We start from the raw sequence: 23,850 nt of genomic DNA, 5'->3' as shown, positions 1-23,850 counted from the left end.
AAAGATCAGAAGGGCAGCAGAAGGATCTGCTGTCCAATATATAACATAGTAACACATTTTGACGGGAAATTCATCTGATTGCAGGTCATTTATGCGTTGCTATTTATCAGTACAGGTGCTATGATGTAGGCATGTAAAGTGGATTCAGAGGATGAAAAAGAGGTATGAATATGATAGAGCGGGCAATTCAATTTGCGACAAAGGCGCATGAGGGACAGCTAAGGAAAGGCACAAGGCGTCCTTATATCGTCCATCCGATTGAAGTGGGAGAAATCGTGGCAGGAATGACGAAGGATGAAGAAATTATCAGCGCTGCAGTGTTGCATGATACCATAGAGGATTGTGAGGGAGTCACGGCAGATGTCCTGGCGCTGGAATTTTCCCCCAGAGTAGCCGGTATGGTGCTGGGGGAGAGCGAAGATAAATCAAAGACATGGATGGAAAGGAAAAGCGCAACCATCCATTCAATCGGACAGGCCCCAAGAGAGGTGCAGATGATCGCTCTGGCAGATAAACTGTCAAATATGAGAGACATAGACAGGGATTACCCTAAAGTCGGGGAAGACCTTTGGAACCGTTTTCGCATGAAAGATAAAAAGATGATCGGCTGGTATTACAAAGGAATAAGAGATGCGCTCCAGTCTGTGTTTGCGGAGGAAGCTGCATTTCAGGAATACTGTGCGTTGATTGAAAAGAATTTTGAATGATTTTAAGGGAACATGGCAGTGTGCAAAGAAGAGATGCGGTTTAGGCTGCGTCTTTCTTTGCACATTGATGTGAAAGGCAAGATATGCCGGGAAGGGAGAGTATTTTTTTGAAACAGAACATAGTTACGAGAGACAGGATCCTGATTTTGATTTCGGGATTTTTTTATTTTGCAAGTCCTATGCTTGTGACGCCTCTTATTACAGGATTTTCGGAAAATTTGGGCGCAAGTGCGGCTTTGATGGGAGTGATCGGAGGACTCATGAATATTTGTTCCCTTTTTTGCCGCCCTTTTGTTGGAAATCTTACTGATAAAATCAGTAAATATAAGCTGTCTTTTATTGGTGCAGTATTAATGGCAGCGGCCAGTGTGGGATACGCAGCCGCACAGTCGCCTCTTTTTATTGTGGCAGCCAGAATTGTAAATGGAATAGGTTTTTCCCTTTGCTCTGTCTGTATTTCCACCTGGATGTCCACGCTGCTCCCGAAAGAAAAGATTGGTTCCGGAATGGGAATTTACGGCGCTATGAACGCACTGGCGATGGCGGCGGCTCCGGCTGTGGGTGTCAGTCTGTATGAAAGGATCGGCTACAGGCCGGCGTTTCTGGTAGCAGCCGCATTCAGTATATTGATTGTTGTTGTTATACAGTTTGTTCAGAACAAAGGGGAACCGACGCTATCGAAAGAAGAAAGAGAAAATCAGGAAAAAAGAAGAGTACAGGTTGTGGAAAAGAAGGTGCTCCCTATTGCATTTATTATTATGCTGTTTGCGATACCGTACTGTGCAACCCAGTCTTTTTGACAGCCGTCCGTTTTCCTTTTTTATGATTTTAAGTTCATGCAGCGCCCTGATAGGGATTATCCTGCTGGGCGTGATGAACCGCAATATCACGATGCTCCTGGCAGCGGCTTTTATGGCGGGCGGTTATGGGATGATGTGTTCAGCCTGTCAGTCAAAGGCCATTCTTCTTGCCGGAGAAGGAAAAAGAGGGCTGGCAAACAGTACGTATTATATTGGACTGGATCTGGGAATGTCTCTTGGACCTATGCTTGGAGGAGTCCTGTATGGAAATGTGAGCATTCAGATGTTTTATCCGGTGCTTGCTCTGACGGTACCTCTGGGACTTGCTGTTTACCGGATCAATCGCCGAAGTCTTTCTCCATAAGATAATTTGTAAGTGAAACGCCCATGCGCATCACTGTCTGCTCCTTTACCACGCGGTAACCACGTTTTTCAAAAAAAGGACGGGCGGTGATGGAAGCGTGGGTCGTAATAAGGGGTACCTGGACGGCAGATTCCAGAGCATCACAGATAGTGGAGGCAATGCCACGGCGCTGGAAATCTTTGTGGATATACAGTCTGTCCAGGTACCCCTTTTTATCTATGTCTCCGAATCCGATAATGATACCGCCTTCAGCAGCCACAAATGTTTTATGCTCCAAAAGAGAAGTATTCCAGGCTTCGAAAGAAGCAGTGCCGCCTGTCCAGGCATCCAGCTGCTGCGGAGTATAGTCTTTGGCATTTACAGAGTGAACGGTATGATAAAACAATTCTAAAATTTCTTTTAAATCAGAAGGCTGATATTCTCTTAAAATCATGGATCAAATCTCCTTATCAATAAAAACGGTACCGGTGTACACTGACGCTGCTATTATATAGGCTTTGTTTTCTTTCTGCAAGGGAGGAAAGAAAAATGTGCCGGGATTCTGGAAAAATGAAAATTATGTGATAGAATGTCGTTAGGCAGGATAGCAAATTTTCAGAGGAAGGGAGGATGAAATATGCAGGATCAATATGGCAGAGAGATCAATTATTTGAGGATATCTATTACGGACAGATGCAATCTGCGCTGCCGGTACTGTATGCCGGAAGGAATTAAGACGGTTTCCATGGCTGAAATCCTCACTTATGAAGAAATTATAATGGTTGTTCAGTGTGCGGCCAGGCTGGGAATCCGGCACATTAAAGTGACAGGCGGCGAACCCCTCGTAAGAAAAGGCTGTGCCGGACTTATCAGACGTCTTAAGGAAGTTCCCGGTATTGAGACTGTGACGCTGACAACAAACGGGATCCTTCTTGCCGAACATCTGGAGGCTTTGAAAGAAGCCGGAGTGGACGGAATCAATATCAGCATGGACACAAGGGACAGAGAGCTTTTTCGCATGATCACCGGCGGCGGAGAGATAAAAACGGTGCTTCAGGCGGTGGAGAAAGCGCTGCATATCGGGGTGAAAGTTAAGATAAATGCAGTTTCTTTGGATTGGGAGAAAATGGCGGAAGAAGGCGGATTTCCAAAACCGGATCAGAGCGCCGGATGGATCGGGATGACAAAGCTTGCAAAAGAGATGCCGGTGGATGTACGTTTCATAGAAATGATGCCCATCGGCCTTGGAAAGAGTATCCAGTCCATGAGTCATAAGGAGCTGCTGGAGCAGATGAAGAAACGGTATCCCGATATGGAGGAAAGCCCCGGGGTTCACGGATGCGGCCCGGCCAGATATTATCATATTCCCGGATTTCTTGGAGATATCGGATTTATCAGTGCCATTCACGGGAAGTTTTGCCAGGATTGCAACAGGGTGAGGCTGACGGCACAGGGATATTTGAAAACCTGTCTTTGCTATGAAGACGGAATAGATCTGAAACATATTCTGCGCTCTTTGGATGAGGCGGCGTGCAGGGAAGAAAACATAGAAGAAGCAATCAGAAATGCGGTGTGGGAAAAGGCGTGTGCTCATTGCTTTGAGAAACCGTCAGATATGACAGAAGAAAATCCCATGTCATCAATAGGAGGATAACAGACAATGGAACAATTGAAGGGAACAGTAAAGGCAATCTGTATCAGTACGGTACGCGGCGTGGAAAAAAAGGCAGTCTCATCTGCCCGCTTTATAAAAGATTTTGGAATAGAAGGGGATGCCCATGCAGGAAAGTGGCACCGCCAGGTGAGCCTTTTGTCCTATGACCGGGTAAAAGAGTTTAATCAAAGAGGAGCGGGAGTAGAGGACGGAGCTTTTGGAGAAAATCTTGTAGTAGAAGGGCTGGATTTTGCGGCGCTTCCGGTAGGAACTATGCTCTACTGTGGCCCGGTGGAATTGAAGATCACTCAGATTGGAAAGGAATGCCATTCCCATTGCGCTATTTATCAGAGAATGGGTGAATGTATCATGCCTACCCAGGGAGTGTTTGCAGAAGTGATAAAAGGCGGAGAGCTTCGCCCGGGAGAAGAAATGCAGGCAAAGCTTCCGCAGCAGATCAGTTAAGTTCATTAAGAATACCAGGCAGAAATCAGAAGAGTGTTTCACGCTCACCTTCTATCAGCAAAGCCTGATGGTCAGTGAGAAGTTTTAAGTTTAAAGAGTGAGAGAACTCTTCTTCGATGTTCTGTGCTTCCTTTCCAAGAAAGGAACCTTTGTAGTGGGGAACCACATAGAAAGGAACAAGGTCAAGGCCGGAATGATCCGTTAACCGGGGAGCTGCTTCAGGTGCATCCATGGCGGCGGAATAGCCGATATCCGGCGAGGTGATAATAGCGCCGGCGGACTCTCCGATATACAGCTTTCCCTTTTCCACTTCACGGATCAGGAGTTTGTCTGTTCCGGTCCTTTTCATTTCCTGCAAAAGGAAGAAGGTATTTCCGCCGGAGACAAACAGAAAGTCACTTTCAGACAGAGTGCGGTCGATCACTTCATAGGGAGCAGAAGAAATTTCCAGCTTGACAGGGATCAGCCCCATATTGGACAAAGTAAGCATTTCAGCCTGGATCATATCGCCGCTGTTTTCGACAAGAGCGGCGGTGGGGATATAGGCAATGGTCTTTCCCTTTAGCTTTGGCTCTGCCTTTTTTAGAATATGAGTGACGTTTTGAAACAGGGATACAAGAAGTAATTTTTTCATACAGTCTCCTCTCTTTCTTTACTAAACCTATCATAGCGCAGGAAAAAAGGATATGCAAACTTTTGTTGGTCGGGGGAAAAGGGATGTGATATAATTTATATAAATTATGTACTTTTTAGTGGTTTGTTTACTTTTATCGGCAGAAAGTGAGAGGACATATGATTATCAGTGCAAGCAGAAGGACAGATATTCCGGCGCTGTATCCGCAGTGGTTTATGAACCGTTTGCTGGCGGAAGAAATTCTGGTGCCAAGTCCTTATAACAGAAAGAAAGTAAGCCGTATCCGTCTGTCTCCGCAGACAGTGGACTGCTTTGTGTTCTGGACCAAAAATCCGGAACCTATGCTGCCGTATCTGCGGATGATCGATCAGCTGGGATATTCCTATTACTTTGAAATGACAGTGACGGATTATGAAAAAGAGATTGAACCGGGACTGCCGACGACAGAGGACTCCATTGCCACCTTTATTCTGTTAAGTGAAAGGCTGGGGAAAAAGCGCGTGGATTTCCGCTTTGATCCTATTCTCCTGACAGAGAAATATTCGCTATCCTATCATATTGAAAAGTTTGATATGCTCTGTGAATGGCTTCACAAATATACTACGCGCTGTATTTTCAGTTTTGTGGATTCATATAAGGGATGTCCTTTTCAGGAAATGGAGGAGGAAGAGAAAATAGAAGTGGCGCAGGGACTTGCAAAAATAGCGGCGAAATACAATCTGCCATTATATACCTGTGCTGAAAAGATGAATCTGGAATCACTAGGAATCAGGCATGCCGCCTGCATTGACCGGAAGAAAGCGGAGGAAGTTGCAGGATATAAGCTGGACTTAAAGAAGGACAAGGGTCAGCGGCCGGAGTGCGGATGTTGTGAAAGTATTGATATAGGCATGTATGATACCTGCGTCCATGGATGCAGATACTGTTATGCGACGGCCAGTCTTTTCAGTGCGAAAAATAAAAAGAAGGAACATGATCCGGAATCTCCCATTTTAATAGGGAATCTCCGGGGAGATGAAACGATCACGGACCGGGAAATAAGATCCAGCCGCGACAATCAGCTGTCATTGTTTGATTTTATGTAGTAGGAAAAGAAAGGACAGGAAGAAGAATGACACATTCAGAAAAAGTATCATGGCTCATCCAACAGCTCATCAAAGAAAATCCAGGATATCATGCAGTCGGTGAACCCGTAGATGAGAGGGGAAAACGAAGGCTGCTAAGAAGTCTGATGAATGTCCGGTGGCCGAAGGAAGCGGATGAAGAAGTTCTGAAGATCCAGGATGAACTGCTTCGGGAGGAGCTTCAGGAAAAGGGGATTATTTATATAGAAGAGATTCCTGTTATTGCAAAGCTATACCCCTGCAGCAGCGTAAAAAACGGGGACCGTATTTCCCTTTGGCAGGGAGATATTACAAGGCTTGCGGCGGACGCCATAGTCAATGCGGCAAACTCACAGCTGCTGGGATGTTTTGTGCCCTGCCATGGCTGTATTGACAATGCTATTCACTCGGCAGCAGGTATTCAGCTTAGAAATGAATGCGCCAGGCTGATGGAAGAGCAGGGACACGATGAGCCCACCGGAAAAGCGAAGATCACTTTGGGATACAATCTTCCGGCAAAGCATGTGATCCATACGGTAGGACCGATCATTGGGGTGAAAGTGACAAAACAGCAGGAAGAAGAGCTGAAATCCTGCTATCTTAGCTGCCTTCGGACTGCCGAAAAAAATCATCTTGATTCGATCGCGTTTTGCTGTATTTCTACCGGAGAGTTCCATTTTCCAAATAAATTGGCGGCGCAGATCGCAGTAGAGACAGTTGATAAATATTTATCCGGCTCTGGTATGAAAAGAGTAATATTTAACGTGTTTAAAGATGAGGATTTGCATATTTATCAGAAATTATTTCGATAAAAACAGATAAAGAGAACTGCTTCTTTCTGAAGTTCTTAAGAGTTTGTGAAAATTCGGTGAATATCTTGACAAAAAAGGCCTGGCTGGCTATGATTATCAATAGCTTATGAAGAGAAAGGCTGTGAAGAAGAGGAGTACACAGGAGAAGCCGTCCGAAAAGAGAGAACTGTCCTCAGGCTGAAAGACAGTTTGGAAGAGGAACTGTGGAAGGTAGCTTTGGAGCCGGACAGCTGAACCGATAGGAGATCAGATTATATGAGAGAAGTAAGCTGTCACGAAGTCGTTCCCGTTAAAGAACATGATGAGAAATGCAGAAGCATAAAGTTTTCTGTATAATAAATGAAGGTGGTACCGCGGAGAATGATTCGCCCTTTGCTGTAAGTGAGGGGTGATTTTTTATTCAATAGGAAACTCTGATTGTAAGACACAGGCTAAGTAAGCCGGCCTCTCATGGAACTGAAACAGACAGTCTGTAGTATCTGAAATTTGCACAGACCACATTATGAGGAGGAAACACATGAGCCAGAATCTGGAAAAAACCTACAATCCAAAAGAGATTGAACCAAAACTTTATGACAAATGGTGTGAGAACAAATATTTTCATGCAGAAGTAGACAGAAGCAGAAAACCGTTTACAACCGTAATGCCCCCTCCGAATATAACCGGAAAGCTTCATATGGGGCACGCGCTGGACAATACACTGCAGGATATCCTGATCCGCTATAAGAGAATGCAGGGATATAATACCCTCTGGATCCCGGGAACGGACCATGCAGCAATTTCTACCGAGGTGAAGGTTACGAATCAGCTGAAGGAAGAGGGAATTGACAAAAAAGAGCTGGGAAGAGAAAAATTCCTGGAGAGAACCTGGCAGTGGAAAGAAGAATATGCAGGAACGATCGAAGGGCAGTTGAAGAAACTGGGCGTATCCTGCGACTGGGACAGAGAGCGTTTTACCATGGATGAAGGATGTTCCAAAGCAGTAGAGGAAGTATTTATCAGCCTGTATGAGAAAGGCTATATCTATAAAGGATCCAGGATCATTAACTGGTGTCCGGTATGTAAAACTTCTCTTTCTGATGCGGAAGTAGAGCATGAGGAACAGGACGGACATTTCTGGCATATCAAATATCCGATCATCGGCACAGATGATTATCTGGAAATTGCAACCACACGTCCGGAGACAATGCTGGGAGATACTGCTATCGCTGTACATCCGGATGACGACCGTTACAAAGATATTGTAGGAAAGAAATGTCTCCTGCCGCTGACAGACCGGGAAATCCCGATTGTTGCGGATTCCTATGTAGACCGGGAGTTCGGTACAGGTGCAGTGAAGATCACGCCGGCCCATGACCCTAACGACTTTGAAGTTGGAAAGCGCCATAATCTGCCGGAGATCAACATTATGAATGATGACGCCACCATCAATGAGCAGTACGGCGGAAAATATGCCGGAATGGATCGGTATGAAGCAAGAAAGGCTATGGTGAAAGACCTGGAGGAGCAGGGATATCTTGTAAAAGTAGAGCCTCATTCTCACAATGTCGGAACTCATGACCGCTGTCATACAACGGTAGAGCCGCTTATCAAGCAGCAGTGGTTTGTTAAGATGGATGAACTTGCAAAACCGGCCATCGAGGCAGTAAAAAACGGAGATCTGAAATTTGTGCCGGAGCGGTTTGACAAGATTTATCTTCACTGGCTGGAGAATATCCGCGACTGGTGTATTTCCCGGCAGATCTGGTGGGGACACAGGATTCCGGCATACTACTGCGACGAGTGCGGCGAAGTAGTCGTATCAAGAGGAATGCCGGACAAATGTCCGAAGTGCGGATGCACTCACTTTACTCAGGATGAGGATACACTGGATACCTGGTTCAGCTCTGCGCTGTGGCCCTTCTCTACACTGGGGTGGCCCGAAAAGAACGAGGATCTTGATTATTTCTATCCTACAGATGTGCTGGTAACCGGATATGATATCATTTTCTTCTGGGTGATCCGCATGGTATTTTCCGGATATGCCCATACCGGAAAATCTCCGTTCCATACTGTATTTATTCATGGCTTGGTACGGGATTCCCAGGGACGTAAGATGAGTAAATCTTTAGGAAACGGTATTGATCCGCTGGAAATTATCGATCAGTATGGAGCTGATGCTCTCCGTATGACTCTGGTAACAGGAAACGCGCCTGGAAACGACATGCGTTTTTACAATGAGAGAGTAGAGGCAAGCCGTAATTTTGCCAATAAAGTATGGAATGCATCCAGATTCATTCTTATGAATATGGAAGGGAAAGAGATTCAAAAGCCAGATCAGGAAAGTCTGATGCCGGCCGATTGCTGGATCATGTCAAAATGCAACAAGCTGATCCATGACGTGACAGAGAATATGAACAAATTCGAGCTTGGGATCGCACTTCAGAAAGTCTATGATTTTATCTGGGATGAATTTTGTGACTGGTACATTGAATTTGTAAAACAGAGAATGTACGATGCCAAGGAGAATCCGAAGTCTGCAGGGGCTGCTCTCTGGGTGCTTCGCGAGGTGCTGAAAAATGCGTTGAAGCTTCTGCATCCGTTCATGCCTTTTGTGACAGAAGAAATTTACAGCAAACTGATTCCGGAAGAAGAATCTCTTATGATGTCCAAATGGCCGGAATACAGAGAAGACTGGGATTTCCCGCAGGCAGAAAATATTGTGGAACATCTCAAGAGACTGGCAACCGGTGTGCGTAACGTTCGTGCGGAAATGAATGTGCCGGCCGGAAGGAAGATCAAGATCTATGTTGTCAGTGAAGATCAGAAGCTGCGGGAAGGCTTTGAACTTTTAAAAGATGCAGTGCTTCGTCTGGCAAATGTAAGTGAATTTATTGTACAGAAGGACAAAGACGGAATTGCAGAGGACGCTATGTCTGTAGTGATTCCGGATGCAACAGCATACCTTCCTCTTGAAGATATGATTGATTTTGAACAGGAGCTGGAGCGTCTTACAAAAGAAGAAGAGCGCCTTAAAAAGGAGATTGCCCGTTCCAACGGTATGCTGAATAATGAAAAATTTGTCAGCAAAGCGCCGGAGGCAAAGGTGCAGGAAGAGCGGGACAAACTGGAGAAATATGAGCAGATGATGGCGCAGGTGCAGGAAAGACTTACAGGTTTAAAGGCTAAAATGTCCTAACAGTTTTACAAAAGGACCAGATATATTATAAAAAAGGCAAGGGATGACAATGAAAAAAATTCATTTGAAAAAGCCGGATATCAAAGGCACTTTTTCGAAATTGAGACATTTAAAAAAGGAAGATATAAAGGAATGGCACCGGAAGAAGAAAGAGCGCCGGGAGCGGATACTGGAAGAGCGGCGGAACGGCCCTTTTGCCCGGAAGATGCAGCCAATCTATGCTTTTATGAACAGAATTTCATTGTTGCTTCATGCCTTTTGGGCGTGTGTGATCAATTTCATCATAGAGGCCATTTCAAGGCATTCTGCCTTTGAGGCCTGGGATTATATGGTGGGATCGCCGCTGGTATTTCTTTACAATGCCTTTATGATCTTTATGACCTTCACTGTGGTCTATCTGGTGCGAAGAAGGGTCTTTGCCAGAATCATCATCAGCGTACTCTGGCTTGTGCTGGGAGTCGCCAACGGCTATATGCTGATCAAGAGGGTAACGCCCTTTAACGCCCAGGACCTGAAAGTAGCAGGAGATGCAGTGTCTCTTATCAATAATTATTTTGACCCCATCGAGCTGATCGTGCTTGTCATAGGTATTGTGGCGGTCGTTCTCTGGGTTGTTTCCATGTGGCGCCGGGGCGGACAATATGAAGGCAAAATGCATCGTATTGCAGCTCTTATAGGTATTGCAGCTTGTTTCGGACTTTATACTTTTGTTTCGCAGGCGGCGCTTGATAAACGGGTTGTATCCAACTATTTTGGAAATATTGCTTTTGCCTATGAAGATTATGGTCTTCCCTACTGTTTTATGGCGAGTCTGTTTAATACCGGAATTGACGAACCTAACGGATACAGTGAAGAGACAATTGCGGAAATCAGCAATAACGGAGAACTTACAAAAAGTGAGACAGGCCGCTCGGATGAAGAGCTTCCCAATATCATTTTTATCCAGCTGGAATCTTATTTTGATGTAGATGAGGCGGAATTTTTCACTACATCGGAGGATGCCTCTCCGAATCTTCACGCCATGTTTAAAGAATATTCGTCTGGATATTTCAAGGTGCCATCCGTGGGAGCAGGGACAGCCAACACGGAATTTGAGGTGCTGACAGGAATGAATATGCGTTATTTCGGACCTGGAGAATATCCTTATAAGACGATTGTAAAATATCAGCCGACAGAGAGTGCGGCGTCTGCCCTTTCTGCCCTTGGCTACGGCACACATGCACTTCACAATAACGGAGGTAATTTTTACAGCCGTGCAGAGGTATATAATCAGATGGGATTCGATTCCTTCACCAGCAAGGAGTTTATGAATATCCTTCAGACAACAGAAAACGGCTGGGCGAAAGACGATGTGCTGATCGATCATATTCTGGAAGCAATGGACACGACAGAGCAGCAGGATTTTGTTTTTGGTGTCAGTGTTCAGGGCCATGGAGATTATCCGGAAGAGCAAATAATTGAAAATCCGAAGATCAAAGTAGAAGGGATCGAGGATGAGGCGACAAAAAATAAATGGGAATACTATGTAAATCAGGTATATGAGATGGATGCCTTTGCCGGCAAACTGGTTCAGAAAATTGAGGAGAGAGGGGAGCCGACAGTTGTTGTCTTTTATGGTGACCATCTTCCGACTATGGGGCTGGAGGCAGAGGATCTGAAGAGCCGATACCTGTACAATACAAATTATGTGATCTGGGATAATATCGGTCTGGAAAAAGAAGACCGTAATATTCCTTCCTATCAGATCGTAGCGGATGTTCTGGAAAGACTGGATATCCATTCAGGAACAGTTTTTAATTATCATCAGGAACGCCGCCAGACAAAAAATTACCTCGCTGACCTGGAGCTGCTTCAGTATGATATTATGTACGGAGAGCAATATGTCTATAACGGCAATCCGCCTATCACGGAAGGACATATGCAGATGGGCGTTAAAGATGTGGAACTTACCGATCTTGTACCGAAGCTGGATGAAGGGTACAGTCTGTACGGACAGAATTTTACAAAGAACAGCAGAGTATATGTCAATGGGGAACGGCAGCAGAGCAAATTTTTAAATAACACGAGAATAGAGCTTTCAGAGACAACGCTGGAAAACGGAGATATCATTACTGTCAGCCAGGTGGGATCCAGCAATACTGTTTTCCGCACATCCTGTGAATATGAATACCAGGATGGCAAACTGATCGAAAGACCGGGCACCGGAAGTGCAGATAAAGGCGTTTCATGGATAGAAGCGACCGGAGGAAGGGGAACAGGAAAATGACATATGAAGAAGCAGCTGCATATATAGCGGAAATTCCTAAATTTACGGAAAAGCATGAGCTTGCCCATACAAGAGAATTTTTAAGAAGGCTGGGGAATCCCGGGATAGATCGTAAGATCATTCATGTGGCCGGCACAAACGGAAAAGGGTCCGTATGCGCATATATGCAGGCGATTCTTCTTGCAATGAAAAAAAAGACCGGTTTTTTCACATCTCCACATTTGATCGTGATAAATGAAAGAATCCGGGTCAATAATATTCAGATAGGGAACGAAAAATTTCTGGAGATATTTCAGAAGGTGAAAAAGACAGTGGATGGGATGGCAGCAGATGGCATTGCCCATCCTTCCTATTTTGAATTTCTTTTTGGAATGGCGATGCTGGCTTTTGAAGAGGCTGATGTGGAATACATTATTCTGGAGACCGGCCTTGGAGGACGGCTGGATGCTACCAACGCAGTGGAGCATCCGATTCTTACCATCATTACATCTATCAGTCTGGATCACACCCAGTATCTGGGAAATACAGTCAGGGAAATTGCAAAAGAGAAGGCGGGAATTATAAAAGAAGGAGTTCCGATCATTTTCGACGGCACAGATGAGGAAGCGTCAGAAGTAATCATAAAGCGTGCGCTTGAGGCTCATGCCAGGTGTAGAAAACTTACGAAAAATGCGTACGAAATCCGGGAAATCACTAAGAAACATATTGCTTTTTCAAGAAGCAGTGCGTATGATAAAGATGTCCTTTGGAGTATAAACGGATGCGGAATTTACCAGCCTATGAATGTATCCCTTGCATTGGAGGCAATGGAATGTGTCCTGGATGATAAGGAAAAGGATTACGAAATGTGGCAGAAAGCGGTGGCGTCTGTTACATGGGAAGGGAGAATGGAAGAAATCCTTCCGGGAATTTTTCTGGACGGAGCCCATAATCCCGGGGCAGTACGTGTCTTTGCAGATACGCTGAAAGCTTTGAAGGAAACGGAAGCAGTTATTTTGTTTTCTGCTGTGGCAGATAAAGAATACGGGACAATGATCGAGATCCTTTGCCGGGAAGTTCCGGCAAAACAGTATATTATCACAGAAATAGAAGATGGAAGAAAAGTTTCTGCCCGGGAATTGGCAGAAGTTTTTCATCGGTATACAAGCCGGGAAGTCTGTATATGTCCGGATGTGAAGAAGGCGTTTCTTACAGCTGCCGCTAAAAAGGGAAACGGAAAGCTGTTCTGTGTCGGGTCATTGTATCTGATCGGAGAGATACGCCGGATGATAAAAGAAAAAGAAGTGGAAATGAATTGACACCTGCCAGCTTAAAGGAGGTATGAAAATGCTGAATTATGAAGAAGAGCTGAAGAAATTTCAGCCAAGTGTAGAAGTAGAGGATATTGAAGATGCCGTATATCAGGAAGACCTTACTGATATGACAGACATTCTTCGGGAAATGATTGAACAGACGAACAAATAGGAAGAATACGGGGATCATATGGAGTATACAAAGAAATTAGTATATCAGTCCAATTACTGGTATAATGATGGCCTTAAACGGGCTCGTATCAGAGATATGTCGGGAGCGATAGGATCTCTGAAGAAGAGCCTTCAGTATAATAGTGAAAACATTGCGGCAAGAAATTTGCTGGGACTGGTTTATTATGGCCGGGGCGAAGTGGGAGAAGCTCTGGTGGAATGGATCTTAAGCAAAAATTTCCAGTCTCATGAAAACATTGCCAATTATTATATAAAAAAATTACAGGAGAATCCGACAGAGCTGGAGAAGGTAAATCAGGCAATACGAAAATTTAATCAAAGTCTGGATTACTGTTACCAGGATGGGGAAGATCTGGCAATTATCCAGCTGAAAAAAGTAGTGGATGCCCATCCGACTTTTCTAAAGGCATATCAGCTGCTGTCTCTTTTGTATATACACACACAGCAGTATGGAAAAGCAAAGCATACTTTAAAGGCAGCACATAAACTGGATACTACAAACGACATCACACTGCGGTATATGCATGAGATGAATGAGCTGCGCCGTAAAAGGGCCATAAAGCAGGCAGAAAAGAAGGAAGAAAAACCTCAGACTGTCACATACAACATCGGCAATGAGACGATCATTCAGCCGGCGTCCAGCGGAGTCAAAGAAAATGCCGGACTGATGACAGTGATCAATATTATCATCGGTATTGTAGTGGGGGTTGCGGTCATGTGGTTTTTGATCATGCCGGCAGTGAACCGTTCTACTGCAGACAGGACCAATAAACAGGTGCGGGAGTTCAGCGATCAGATTGCAGAACAGGAGGCGCAGATCAGCGCACTGCAGACAGAGCTGGAAAGTTACCGCGCTACAAGTGAGGAGACAGAAAATGCCCAGCAGACAGCCAAGTCCACACTGGACAGTTATGAGATCGTTCTTAGTATGTACGATCATTATCTGAATCAGGACATGAGTGATTCTGCCATGGTGGAAGAGCTTTTAAAAGTGAATGCGGATTCTCTGGGAACTCTGGGACGGGAGCAGTTTGATACCATGACAGGGGACATTTACAGTCGTTACAGTGAGGTGCTGTACAGTACGGCGCAGGAAAACTTCCAGGTAGCTAATTACGCGGATGCCATTACAAATTTAAGTACAGTCATGCAGATGAACGAAGGCTATGACGATGGACAGGCAATGTGGCTTCTGGCCCAGGCCTATGAAGCTTCCGGGGATACGGAAAATGCCAATACCTGGAAACAGAAAGTGGAAGAGAATTACCCCGACATTGACACATCGGGACAGACAGAAGATACCGGGGAAGAACAATAGAACAGTGGTGATACGAAAGAAAAGGATATGTAATAAAAGTTACATATCCTTTTGTCATAGATAGACTATTTTTGAGGAGGAATACAATATGAAGTATCAGGTACAGGAAAATTGTCTTACGATTTTTCTGCCCAGCGATGTGGATCATCACAATGCAGAAGAGATTAAAAAGGAGGCGGATCATCTCATTGACAGAGAACACATCCGCTACATTATCTTTGACTTTGCAGACACCAGTTTTATGGACAGTTCCGGAATCGGGGTAATTATGGGACGCTATAAGAAAGTATACATGATGGGTGGCGAGGTATGGGCAGTGCATACCAGCGAGCGGATGAAGAAAATACTGACAATGTCAGGAGTAATGAAGATCATGCAGCTATATGAGGAGGAAAAATAAAATGGAACATATCGGGGAAGTATACAATGAAATGGAAGTGAGTTTCGACAGTCATTCATCCAATGAAGCATTTGCAAGAGTCACAGTGGCGGCATTTATGACTCAGCTCAACCCTACAGTGGAAGAGGTGTCTGATGTCAAGACGGCTGTGTCGGAAGCGGTGACAAATGCCATTATCCATGGCTATAACAGTACGCTTAATAAAGTACATATTAAGGCGTGGATACAGGGAAAATCAATTTATCTTGAAATTTCGGATCAGGGAGTGGGGATCACTGATGTGAAAAAGGCTATGGAGCCGCTGTTTACTACAAAACCGGATCTGGAACGATCCGGAATGGGATTTTCTTTTATGGAGGCTTTTATGGATGAACTGGAGGTGGAATCAGCGCCCGGGAAAGGGACAACGGTAAAAATGAAAAAGGAAATCGGCAAAGGAAGGGAATTATGGACCACACAATCGCTTTGATTCAGAAATCTCACCAAGGGGATGAAGAGGCAAAAGCACAGATTGTGGAGGAAAACACCGGGCTGATATGGTGTGTGGTAAAACGATTTTATAACCGTGGGGCGGAAGCAGAAGACCTGTTTCAGATCGGAAGTATCGGGCTTTTAAAAGCGATAGACAAATTTGATCTGTCCTATGATGTGAAATTTTCCACCTATGCGGTTCCTATGATCTCCGGAGAAATCAAACGATTTCTTCGGGATGACGGTATGATCAAAGTAAGCCGCTCGCTCAAAGAGATGGCTTACAAAGCCCATTGCTGCAGAGAAAAACTGCAGGGTGAAAACGGGGATGAACCGTCCCTTGGAGAAATTGCAAAGACGATGCAGGTTGATAAAGAAGAACTTGTACTTGCCCTTGAGGCGGGGGCAGAGATAGAGTCGCTTCATAAGACAATCTATCAGAAGGACGGCCACGAGATACAGCTTTTGGATAAGCTGGAGGAAAAGGAGGAAAGAGAGGAAGCGGTTTTAAACCGTATGCTGCTTAGCCAGCTTTTGGAACAGCTCCGGCCGGAGGAAAGACAGCTTATTTATTTGAGATATTTTGCAAATAAAACCCAGACAGAAGTAGGAAAAATACTCGGTATATCACAGGTCCAGGTATCGAGAATGGAAAAAAGGATTCTGGAAGAAATGAGAGAGAAGATTTAAAAGGCATACCCAATGTATATTTTTTACTGGCTGAAACCATACTAAACATCAAGGTTATACGAAAAGGAGAGAAACGTATGGAGAAAGCCAGGAAAAAAATAAGGGTATGCCTTATCTTTGTGGTGACATTAGCTGTTGCTGTAGGAGTAATCTATTATTTTCGGGATGTCAGAGGCAGCGAACAGGTTACAGACGGTACACTGGTGAGGATAGAACAGGAGGTGCCAGAAAGTGTCTCAGGTGAAAGCGACAATTTATATAAAATCAGACAGGAATGTAGAAGTTACCAAACCGGATGTGACGTTAGGGGATATTTTTCAGGTAGAATGCAGCAATCCGGTTATCCTTGCTAAAGTAAAAACTCTGAAGCTTTTTCGTTTTCATTCTGCGGATAAAAAGGTCAGCCGGACAGTTCTCTCTGTTTTGAAGGTGATCGAGCTGATCCACAAAGAATTTCCGGAGGCAGAGGTACAGAATCTTGCAGAGCCGGATGTCATCATTACTCTGGCAGATAAAAGATCAGGAAGCAAAGCGGTCCACATCGCCAAGACAGCCGGAGTAGTATTTTTAACATTTGCCGGGGCGGCGTTTTCTATTATGGCCTTTAACAATGATGTGGATACAGCAAAACTCTTTCGGCAGATTTATACGCTTCTGACCGGAAAAGTATCCGACGGATTTACAGTTCTGGAGTTTACTTACTGTATCGGTCTGATTATGGGGATCCTTGTATTCTTCAATCATTTCGGAAAAAAGCGGTTTTCGGCAGATCCGACTCCCATTGAGGTGGAAATGAGAACTTATGAAAATGAAATACAGAGTACTCTGATTGAGGCTTATTCCAGAAAGGAGAAGGAAATTGATGTGGGGACAACAGATCATACAGCAGGTCATTCTGGGCCTCATAGGACTTAGCGCCGGAATCACAGTGGCAGGCGGTCTGTTTTCCTTTATTATCGAACTGGGGATTTTATCAGATTTTGCCGACAGGACCCATACGGGAGAGCACATTCTGCTTTATGAGGATGCGGCTGCATTAGGAGGCATATTGGGAAATATATTTTTTGTTTTTCAGATATCTATTCCGGGAGGAACATGGATCCTGCCGCTTTTCGGGATCCTGGCAGGCATGTTTGCCGGATGCTGGGCAATGGCGCTGGCAGAGGTTCTGAATGTATTTCCTGTATTCATCAGAAGGATTAAGATTTCAAGATGTATACCGTGGGCAATTTTGGGGATGGCTGTGGGAAAATGTGTCGGAGGACTGCTGTTTTTCTGGAATCGCTGGGGAGGATTTTAAAAGGCCGTGCCAATGAAATTTTAAAGAGGAAGGGTGGATCAAACGTGGGCAATTTAACAGAAAAAGAAAAGAAAGCTTATGAAGAATATGTGAAGAAAAAGACACCGGTCCATAATCTTCCGCTTAATATGCTGAAAGCATTTATTACAGGCGGGATCATTTGTATGATTGGTGAATTTATACTGAATTATTGTGAAAAATGCGGATTGGATAAAAATATGAGCGGAAGCTGGAATTCGGTTATTCTGGTATTGATCAGTGCTGTTTTAACAGGACTGAATCTTTATCCCAAAATTGCAAAATGGGGAGGAGCCGGGGCCCTGGTTCCGATCACCGGATTTGCCAATTCTGTGGCGGCACCGGCTATTGAGTATAAAAAAGAAGGACAGGTTATGGGAATCGGCTGTAAGATTTTTACCATTGCCGGGCCGGTCATTTTATATGGAATCTTCACAAGCTGGCTTCTGGGATTTATTTACTGGCTGACAGGAAAGGCAGGTGTCTTGGGATGATCCAGAAAACAAAAGGAGCTCAGAGTCTTTCTTTCACAGAGACACCGTATCTGATCAGCAGCGGGTCTGTTGTAGGCAAAAAAGAGGGAGAGGGACCGCTGGGAAATTTGTTTGACATGGTAGGAGATAATCTGTTTGGAGCAAAGACGTGGGAAGAGGCAGAAGGTACGATGCAAAGTGAAGCCTGTATCCTGACACTGGGAAAGGCACATGTGTCAGCAGAGCAGGTCCGCTATCTGTACGGAGGAGACCTGCTGCGCCAGGGAATTGCCACATCCATGGGCGTGGAAAAGCTTCAGATTCCCATGTTTGGTCTGTTCGGCGCATGCTCTACTTCAGGGGAAGCGTTGGCGCTTGCCTCTATGGCAGTGGCGGCCGGTTACGGGGAATATATGCTGGCTGTGACATCCAGCCATTTCGGGACTGCGGAAAAAGAATTTCGCTTCCCTTTAAGCTACGCGAATCAACGGCCGCTTTCGGCCCACTGGACTGTAACAGGAAGCGCTGCCTTCCTGGTGGGGAGGAAGAAAAGTCCGGTAAAGATCACCGGCGTGACCGTGGGGAAAATTATAGATTACGGACTGAAAGATTCCCAGAATATGGGTGCATGTATGGCGCCGGCGGCAGCAGATACCATTATGCAGAATCTGGAAGATTTCGGAAGAAGCATAGAGGAATATGACCGGGTTGTTACAGGGGATCTGGGGTATGTAGGAAAAAGTATTTTAGTAGATCTGATGCGGGAAAAAGGAGTGGATATAGAAAAGAATCATATAGACTGCGGAATGACAATCTTCGACCAGAAAACACAGGATACCCATTCCGGAGGAAGCGGATGCGGGTGCGCGGCAGTGACGTTGTCCTCTTATATTTTACCGAAGATAGCGGGCGGTGAATGGAAGAAAGTGCTCTTTGTCCCTACAGGGGCACTGATGTCGACGGTAAGCTATAATGAGGGATCCAGCGTACCCGGAATCGCCCATGGGATTGTGCTGGAAACAGCGTAAGGAGGTGTGAGTGTGATATGGAATATTTCAATGCGTTTTGGGTCGGCGGCATTATCTGCGCCCTGGTCCAGATTCTGCTGGACCGGACAAAGCTGATGCCGGGCCGCATTATGGTGCTGCTGGTGTGCAGCGGGGCAGTGCTTGGCTTTTTTCATATTTATCCGCCCTTTGTGGAATTTGCCGGGGCGGGGGCTACCGTTCCACTGCTCGGTTTTGGAAATACTCTGTGGAGCGGAGTGCAAAAAGCAATTGAGGAGAACGGATTTATCGGTATTTTCCTGGGAGGATTTCAGGCGAGTGCAGCCGGAATTTCATCAGCTCTGATCTTCGGATATCTTGCTTCTCTGATCTTTGAACCGAAAATGAAAAAATAAAGAATCTTAAGACAATATTAAAGAAAAACCTAAGGTTATATTAGGAATTGTATGATACGCTCTTCCTGCATACGTTACAGAAATGCATTTCCATGCAGGAGCAGTATTCTGACATTGATTATCTGAATGCAGAGATACTGTCCTGTACGGAAAAGGCAGTATGAAATAAGCCAAGAGAGGATATACAGAGCATGCAAAAAGTCATTGAGGTGAACGATCTCTACAAATTGTACCGTGTAGGTGATGAAGCGGTGCGGGCTCTGAACGGGGTCAGCTTTCAGATCTATAAGGGAGAATTCTGTGCAATTGTAGGGACGTCCGGATCAGGTAAATCTACTCTTCTTAATATGCTGGCCGGTCTGGAAAAACCCACAAAGGGAGAAGTTGTAATCAGTGGACGGCATATAGAGAAGATGAATGAGGAGCAGCTTGTCAAATTCAGAAGGGAGCATGTAGGCTTTATTTTTCAGTCTTTTCATTTGATCGGAACGCTGGATGCCGTAGAAAATGTTGCGCTTCCCTTAAGTTTCCGCGGGGTAAAAAGAAGTGTAAGAATGAAAAAGGCAGATCAGATGCTGGATCTTGTCAAATTGGGAAAACATAAGAAGCATCTTCCGAATCAGATGTCGGGAGGACAGCAGCAAAGGGTAGGCGTAGCAAGAGCGCTTGTTATGGAACCGGATATTATCTTTGCTGATGAGCCTACGGGAAATCTGGATTCCCACACATCCAAAGAGGTCATGCATCTTATGCAGACGGTTGTGAGAGAGCAGAAGCGCACACTTGTCATGGTGACTCATGATCTGCAGCTTGCGTCTTATGCAGACCGGATTTTTCATATTATAGACGGAAAGATTGTAAAAGTAGAAGAAAAACAGAGAGAAAAGGAGAGGGAAATATGAAGCAGGTAAAAAAAATAGCAGCGGCGGTTCTGATGATGACGGTGATCTGGGGGATGGTAAGTCCGACGCCGCTTAAAGCAGCAGCCAGTCAATTAGAAGTCAGTGTTCCGGATAATAAGGTTCTTACATACAAACAAGGCGATAAAAAGGAGTTCAAAGTATGTATCGCTAATACGGGCGAAAGTGACCTGACAAAAATCACAGTTGTCCCCAAACTTAGAAACAGTGGAGATAAGTGGCCGTTTCAGACGGAATATCAAAGCTACAGTCAGACAATAGAAACGCTGGAGGCAGGAAAAAGCGGGGAAGTGTCGTTTGATTTTACAGCAAGGAAGAACGCAGATGCGGGACGATACACTTTAAGCTTCGATATATCTGCCTTTGGAGAAGAAGGAGAAGAGGTGTTAAATACAAGTTCCTTCTATGTCAATATTGCAGCAAAAGAGCAGCAGAAACCACAGACGGGAGGAGATAAAAAGCCCGCTTCCCCACAGGGATCAGATCAGATGGGGGCAGGATCCGGAAACTCTGGAAGTGCCGGAAACTCTGGAAGTACAGACGGATTTTTAGATGGAAACAGTTCACAGCTTCTGGCAGCTGCAGGAGGTTTTGACAATGGAGCTGTGACAGGAGGAGGCGGAGAAGGAAATACTTCCGGATCTGTTCCGCGAGTGATCGTGACAGGATTCGACACAAATCCGGCTGAAGTAAAAGCAGGAAGCAATTTTACGCTTACAATACATTTGAAAAACACATCTAAGGCAACGAGAGTTTCCAATATGCTTTTTGATCTGGAGGCACCGTCAGAAGGATCCGATGAGCAGACGACATCACCGGCATTTCTTCCTTCATCAGGCTCCAGCTCCATTTATCTGGATGGGATCAAAGCAGGGGGAACAGCAGATATTTCCATTCAGCTGAATGCGAAAGCAGATTTAGTACAAAAGCCATACAGTATTAATCTGTCTATGAAATATGAAGACGGAAATGCAGCACAGGTAGAGGCTGCCTCCAGCTTGTCCATTCCTGTAAAACAGGATGCAAGGTTTGAAATGAGCGATTTTGAGATTACTCCAGCTACGATTGCGGCAGGGGAGGAAGCCAACATTACCAGCAGTCTCTATAATCTGGGAAGAGTAAAGCTTTATAATGTAAAAGCAGTGTTTGAAGGTGAAGGAATCAAAAAAGAAGAGATATTTTTAGGAAATGTGGAACCTGGTGCAAGTACGGATATCGATGCAATGCTGGAGGGGACAGAACCTACATCAGGCATGAAAGACATGAAGATGACTTTAAGTTATGAAGACGAGGCAGGACAGGTAGCTACAGCAGAGAAAACCTTTCAGTTGGAAATCACAGAGATGGAAGATACCGCAGCTATGACTGACTTTTCCAATACAGAGGAAGAAAAGGGATTTCCAGTGATTCCTGTAGCAGTGGCGGCAGTCATATTGGCAGCGGCGGCAGCTGTCATTGTTGTAAGAAAGGGAAAGAAGAAGAAAACGGACGCTCTGGAAGAGGAGGGATTGCTGGATGAACTGGATCGATCTTCTGAGAATGAGTAGTGGAAACTTAAAGCGCAGAAAACTTCGGACATTTCTGACTGTCCTGGGTGTGATCATTGGGACAACCTCCATTGTTGTCATGATTTCTCTGGGTCTTGGGATGCAGCAGATGATTTATCAGGAGATTGAGCAGTCGGGAGGCCTTAACACGATCACGGTCAGCAGCGGAAGCACGGGAAACGGTATGACGTCCTACAGCAGCGGTGGAGCCGGCGAAGAGGAAAAAGAAAAATGGATTACAGATTCTGTTGTAGAACAGTTTTCACAGATTGAGCATGTAGTGTCAGCGCAGCCTGTGTACAGGATGTCGGTTATGCTTCTGAAAGGAGGATATCAGAGTTGGACGGAGCTGATAGCAATGACGCCGGAAGGACTGGCATCGCAGAATATTGACCTGGCTCCGGGAGGAAGGCTGCCGCAGACAGGGACAGGACAGTTGGAGCTGCTTTATGGAAATGGGATTATTACATCTTTTGCAGATAAAAAAGGTAATAATAGTTATTACGAAACGGGAGAACTTCCGGATATCGATCTGGCACATGATTCTATGTTCCTCGTTTTGGATGAAGCAGGATATCAGGCAGGACAGGATCCTTCAGCGATGTCCGCAGGCACAGGTGATCAGACTGACGGAGAAGGGACAGGGCAAAATCCGACAAAAGCGGCTAAAAAACATGCAGTGCATGCAAGCGGAGTAGTGGCTGGTGATGTGGATTTCTATAATAGTCACTACTATAATGTTTATTGTGATCTGGATACATTAAAACCGATGCTGAAGAAAGAATTTTCCGGCAGGGCGATTCCCGGACAGCCGGTTACAAAATCCGGAAAGCCATATAAAGAGTTCAGTTATACACAGGCGCAGGTAAAAGTGGACGACATTCATGCGGTTGACGAGACAGCGGCTATGATCCGGCAGATGGGATTTCAGGCAGACACTAATGTGGAATATCTGGAAAGCGCCAAAGGGCAGCTTAAAATCATACAGGCTGTTCTTGGCGGGATCGGAGCAGTTTCCCTTCTTGTGGCAGCGATCGGAATTGCCAATACTATGATGATGTCTATCTATGAGAGGACGAAGGAGATCGGAGTTATTAAAGTGCTGGGATGCAGTCTGAGAAATATAAAAGAAATGTTTTTGATGGAAGCGGCATTTATCGGGCTGCTGGGGGGAGCCATAGGGAGTATTCTAAGTTATATCATTTCGACTGTTATTAATGTTATTGTATCGTCCAGTAAGGCTATGGGAATAGAAGGGGAAATTTCCTATATTCCATTGTGGCTTATCATGGCAGCAGTTGTATTTGCTGTATTTGTAGGAATGGCGGCCGGCTATTTTCCGGCGCTTAGAGCTATGAGGCTAAGCCCTCTGGCGGCGATACGAAATGACTAAAAAGAAGGAGGCTGAATATTCAGTCTCCTTCTTCTATAACCTGGATTTCCAGATAATCAAAATCAATAGAATCCACAAAATTGTCCTGATAGAAACGCGCTTTGCTGTGCCGTTTAAATTCCTGAATAGTAGAATCCAGCCATATTGGCTTGCTAAGATCAAATTCGTAGCAGACGGAATCGAGGGCGCGGAATATTTTGTGGGTTCTTGTATCCATGCTTTCCTCGCATATGACTGTGTCGCGGATCATTCGATTATCTTTAAATTCTTTTGCCCACAATCGGAACATACCGTTCATCCTTTCTGTTATTTGGTCTTTATTGGCAGTATAGCATTGCGGCAGGAGGTTGTAAACAGGAAAAGGAGCAGCTTGGTTAGGCTGCTCCTGAAAAAAGGAAATAAGAGAAAAAAGGTAAATCTATCTAAAAATAGTTAAATGTCTTTAGGCGAAGCTGGCAGAAATCCAAGACTT

General features: G+C 45.0%; 26 protein-coding genes and 1 other annotated feature. Of the genes, 23 read left to right on the top strand and 3 right to left on the bottom strand.

What is annotated here, in order from left to right:
• The first annotated feature begins 170 nt into the window (after positions 1-170).
• From WJ238_RS07390 to WJ238_RS07380, 3 genes are all read left to right on the top strand, one after another.
• Entirely contained in the window at positions 171-707 is a 537-nt protein-coding gene (locus WJ238_RS07390) for an HD domain-containing protein (protein WP_230107544.1), read from the top strand.
• Positions 708-814: 107 nt separating this feature from the next.
• A complete protein-coding gene (locus WJ238_RS07385; RefSeq protein ID WP_337606570.1) occupies positions 815-1,507 on the top strand; it encodes an MFS transporter in 693 nt (230 codons plus the stop codon).
• Positions 1,508-1,529: 22 nt separating this feature from the next.
• Entirely contained in the window at positions 1,530-1,871 is a 342-nt protein-coding gene (locus WJ238_RS07380) for an MFS transporter (protein ID WP_337606569.1), read from the top strand.
• Here WJ238_RS07380 and WJ238_RS07375 read toward each other — a convergent pair.
• On the bottom strand, positions 1,846-2,304 hold the full coding sequence (locus WJ238_RS07375) for a GNAT family N-acetyltransferase (protein WP_337606568.1): 459 nt from the start codon (positions 2,302-2,304) through the stop codon (positions 1,846-1,848). The genes WJ238_RS07380 and WJ238_RS07375 overlap by 26 nt on opposite strands.
• 183 nt (positions 2,305-2,487) lie before the next feature.
• On the opposite strand from WJ238_RS07375, the gene moaA reads away from it, so the two are divergent.
• Positions 2,488-3,504 (top strand): GTP 3',8-cyclase MoaA, encoded by a 1,017-nt coding sequence (gene moaA / locus WJ238_RS07370; RefSeq protein ID WP_316266312.1) that lies wholly within the window; start codon positions 2,488-2,490, stop codon positions 3,502-3,504.
• A 6-nt stretch (positions 3,505-3,510) separates the two neighbouring features.
• The gene (locus WJ238_RS07365) at positions 3,511-3,969 is read left to right on the top strand and encodes an MOSC domain-containing protein (protein ID WP_230106880.1); all 459 of its coding nucleotides are present in this window, start codon (positions 3,511-3,513) and stop codon (positions 3,967-3,969) included.
• Positions 3,970-3,994: 25 nt separating this feature from the next.
• On the opposite strand, the gene WJ238_RS07360 is transcribed toward WJ238_RS07365, so the two are convergent.
• Positions 3,995-4,603 (bottom strand): Type 1 glutamine amidotransferase-like domain-containing protein, encoded by a 609-nt coding sequence (locus WJ238_RS07360; protein ID WP_337606567.1) that lies wholly within the window; start codon positions 4,601-4,603, stop codon positions 3,995-3,997.
• A 158-nt stretch (positions 4,604-4,761) separates the two neighbouring features.
• On the opposite strand from WJ238_RS07360, the gene WJ238_RS07355 reads away from it, so the two are divergent.
• The 18 genes from WJ238_RS07355 (at position 4,762) to WJ238_RS07270 (ending at position 23,378) form a co-directional block, all read left to right on the top strand.
• On the top strand, positions 4,762-5,688 hold the full coding sequence (locus WJ238_RS07355; protein WP_230106878.1) for a DUF1848 domain-containing protein: 927 nt from the start codon (positions 4,762-4,764) through the stop codon (positions 5,686-5,688).
• A gap of 26 nt (positions 5,689-5,714) precedes the next feature.
• Positions 5,715-6,518, top strand: a complete 804-nt coding sequence (locus WJ238_RS07350; RefSeq protein ID WP_337606566.1) for a protein-ADP-ribose hydrolase — start codon at positions 5,715-5,717, stop codon at positions 6,516-6,518.
• A 112-nt stretch (positions 6,519-6,630) separates the two neighbouring features.
• Positions 6,631-6,894 (top strand) — a binding site (T-box leader).
• A gap of 141 nt (positions 6,895-7,035) precedes the next feature.
• Positions 7,036-9,696, top strand: a complete 2,661-nt coding sequence (locus WJ238_RS07345; RefSeq protein WP_337606565.1) for a valine--tRNA ligase — start codon at positions 7,036-7,038, stop codon at positions 9,694-9,696.
• A 49-nt stretch (positions 9,697-9,745) separates the two neighbouring features.
• Positions 9,746-11,962, top strand: coding sequence for an LTA synthase family protein (locus WJ238_RS07340; RefSeq protein ID WP_337606563.1), 2,217 nt, complete (start codon positions 9,746-9,748; stop codon positions 11,960-11,962).
• A complete protein-coding gene (locus tag WJ238_RS07335; protein WP_337606561.1) occupies positions 11,959-13,260 on the top strand; it encodes a bifunctional folylpolyglutamate synthase/dihydrofolate synthase in 1,302 nt (433 codons plus the stop codon). The genes WJ238_RS07340 and WJ238_RS07335 overlap by 4 nt, the downstream gene beginning before the upstream one ends.
• 28 nt (positions 13,261-13,288) lie before the next feature.
• Complete coding sequence (locus WJ238_RS07330) at positions 13,289-13,426, top strand: hypothetical protein (protein ID WP_230106874.1); 138 nt, start codon at positions 13,289-13,291, stop codon at positions 13,424-13,426.
• An 18-nt stretch (positions 13,427-13,444) separates the two neighbouring features.
• Positions 13,445-14,764: a tetratricopeptide repeat protein gene (locus WJ238_RS07325; RefSeq protein ID WP_230106873.1), complete on the top strand. Its 1,320-nt coding sequence runs from the start codon at positions 13,445-13,447 to the stop codon at positions 14,762-14,764.
• An 88-nt stretch (positions 14,765-14,852) separates the two neighbouring features.
• Complete coding sequence (locus WJ238_RS07320) at positions 14,853-15,164, top strand: STAS domain-containing protein (protein ID WP_230106872.1); 312 nt, start codon at positions 14,853-14,855, stop codon at positions 15,162-15,164.
• A 1-nt stretch (position 15,165) separates the two neighbouring features.
• Positions 15,166-15,633, top strand: a complete 468-nt coding sequence (gene spoIIAB, locus WJ238_RS07315; protein WP_230106871.1) for an anti-sigma F factor — start codon at positions 15,166-15,168, stop codon at positions 15,631-15,633.
• Entirely contained in the window at positions 15,612-16,325 is a 714-nt protein-coding gene (gene sigF, locus WJ238_RS07310; protein ID WP_230106870.1) for an RNA polymerase sporulation sigma factor SigF, read from the top strand. The genes spoIIAB and sigF overlap by 22 nt, the downstream gene beginning before the upstream one ends.
• Positions 16,326-16,556: 231 nt before the next feature.
• A complete protein-coding gene (locus WJ238_RS07305) occupies positions 16,557-17,240 on the top strand; it encodes a stage V sporulation protein AA (RefSeq protein WP_230106869.1) in 684 nt (227 codons plus the stop codon).
• Positions 17,188-17,625 (top strand): stage V sporulation protein AB, encoded by a 438-nt coding sequence (locus WJ238_RS07300; protein WP_230106868.1) that lies wholly within the window; start codon positions 17,188-17,190, stop codon positions 17,623-17,625. The genes WJ238_RS07305 and WJ238_RS07300 overlap by 53 nt, the downstream gene beginning before the upstream one ends.
• A 44-nt stretch (positions 17,626-17,669) precedes the next feature.
• Positions 17,670-18,137 carry a SpoVA/SpoVAEb family sporulation membrane protein gene (locus tag WJ238_RS07295; RefSeq protein WP_337606560.1) on the top strand — a complete coding sequence of 156 codons (468 nt, stop codon included), beginning with the start codon at positions 17,670-17,672 and terminating at the stop codon, positions 18,135-18,137.
• Entirely contained in the window at positions 18,134-19,144 is a 1,011-nt protein-coding gene (locus tag WJ238_RS07290) for a stage V sporulation protein AD (protein ID WP_331471513.1), read from the top strand. Before WJ238_RS07295 ends, WJ238_RS07290 begins: the two co-directional genes overlap by 4 nt.
• Positions 19,145-19,161: 17 nt before the next feature.
• The gene (gene spoVAE, locus WJ238_RS07285) at positions 19,162-19,518 is read left to right on the top strand and encodes a stage V sporulation protein AE (protein WP_230106866.1); all 357 of its coding nucleotides are present in this window, start codon (positions 19,162-19,164) and stop codon (positions 19,516-19,518) included.
• Positions 19,519-19,709: 191 nt separating this feature from the next.
• The gene (locus WJ238_RS07280) at positions 19,710-20,420 is read left to right on the top strand and encodes an ABC transporter ATP-binding protein (RefSeq protein ID WP_230106865.1); all 711 of its coding nucleotides are present in this window, start codon (positions 19,710-19,712) and stop codon (positions 20,418-20,420) included.
• A complete protein-coding gene (locus tag WJ238_RS07275) occupies positions 20,417-21,985 on the top strand; it encodes a COG1361 S-layer family protein (RefSeq protein WP_337606559.1) in 1,569 nt (522 codons plus the stop codon). Before WJ238_RS07280 ends, WJ238_RS07275 begins: the two co-directional genes overlap by 4 nt.
• Complete coding sequence (locus WJ238_RS07270) at positions 21,954-23,378, top strand: ABC transporter permease (RefSeq protein ID WP_230106863.1); 1,425 nt, start codon at positions 21,954-21,956, stop codon at positions 23,376-23,378. The genes WJ238_RS07275 and WJ238_RS07270 overlap by 32 nt, the downstream gene beginning before the upstream one ends.
• 19 nt (positions 23,379-23,397) lie before the next feature.
• Here the strand turns inward: WJ238_RS07270 and WJ238_RS07265 are convergent, their stop codons facing one another.
• Positions 23,398-23,667 carry a hypothetical protein gene (locus tag WJ238_RS07265; RefSeq protein ID WP_230106862.1) on the bottom strand — a complete coding sequence of 90 codons (270 nt, stop codon included), beginning with the start codon at positions 23,665-23,667 and terminating at the stop codon, positions 23,398-23,400.
• Positions 23,668-23,850: the final 183 nt, after the last annotated feature.

Source organism: Claveliimonas sp. (genome assembly GCF_037273965.1).
Taxonomy (GTDB): Bacteria; Bacillota; Clostridia; order Lachnospirales; family Lachnospiraceae; genus Claveliimonas; species Claveliimonas bilis.
The sequence above is the reverse complement of the archived record's forward strand: the minus strand, read 5'-3'. Positions and strand labels throughout refer to the sequence as shown.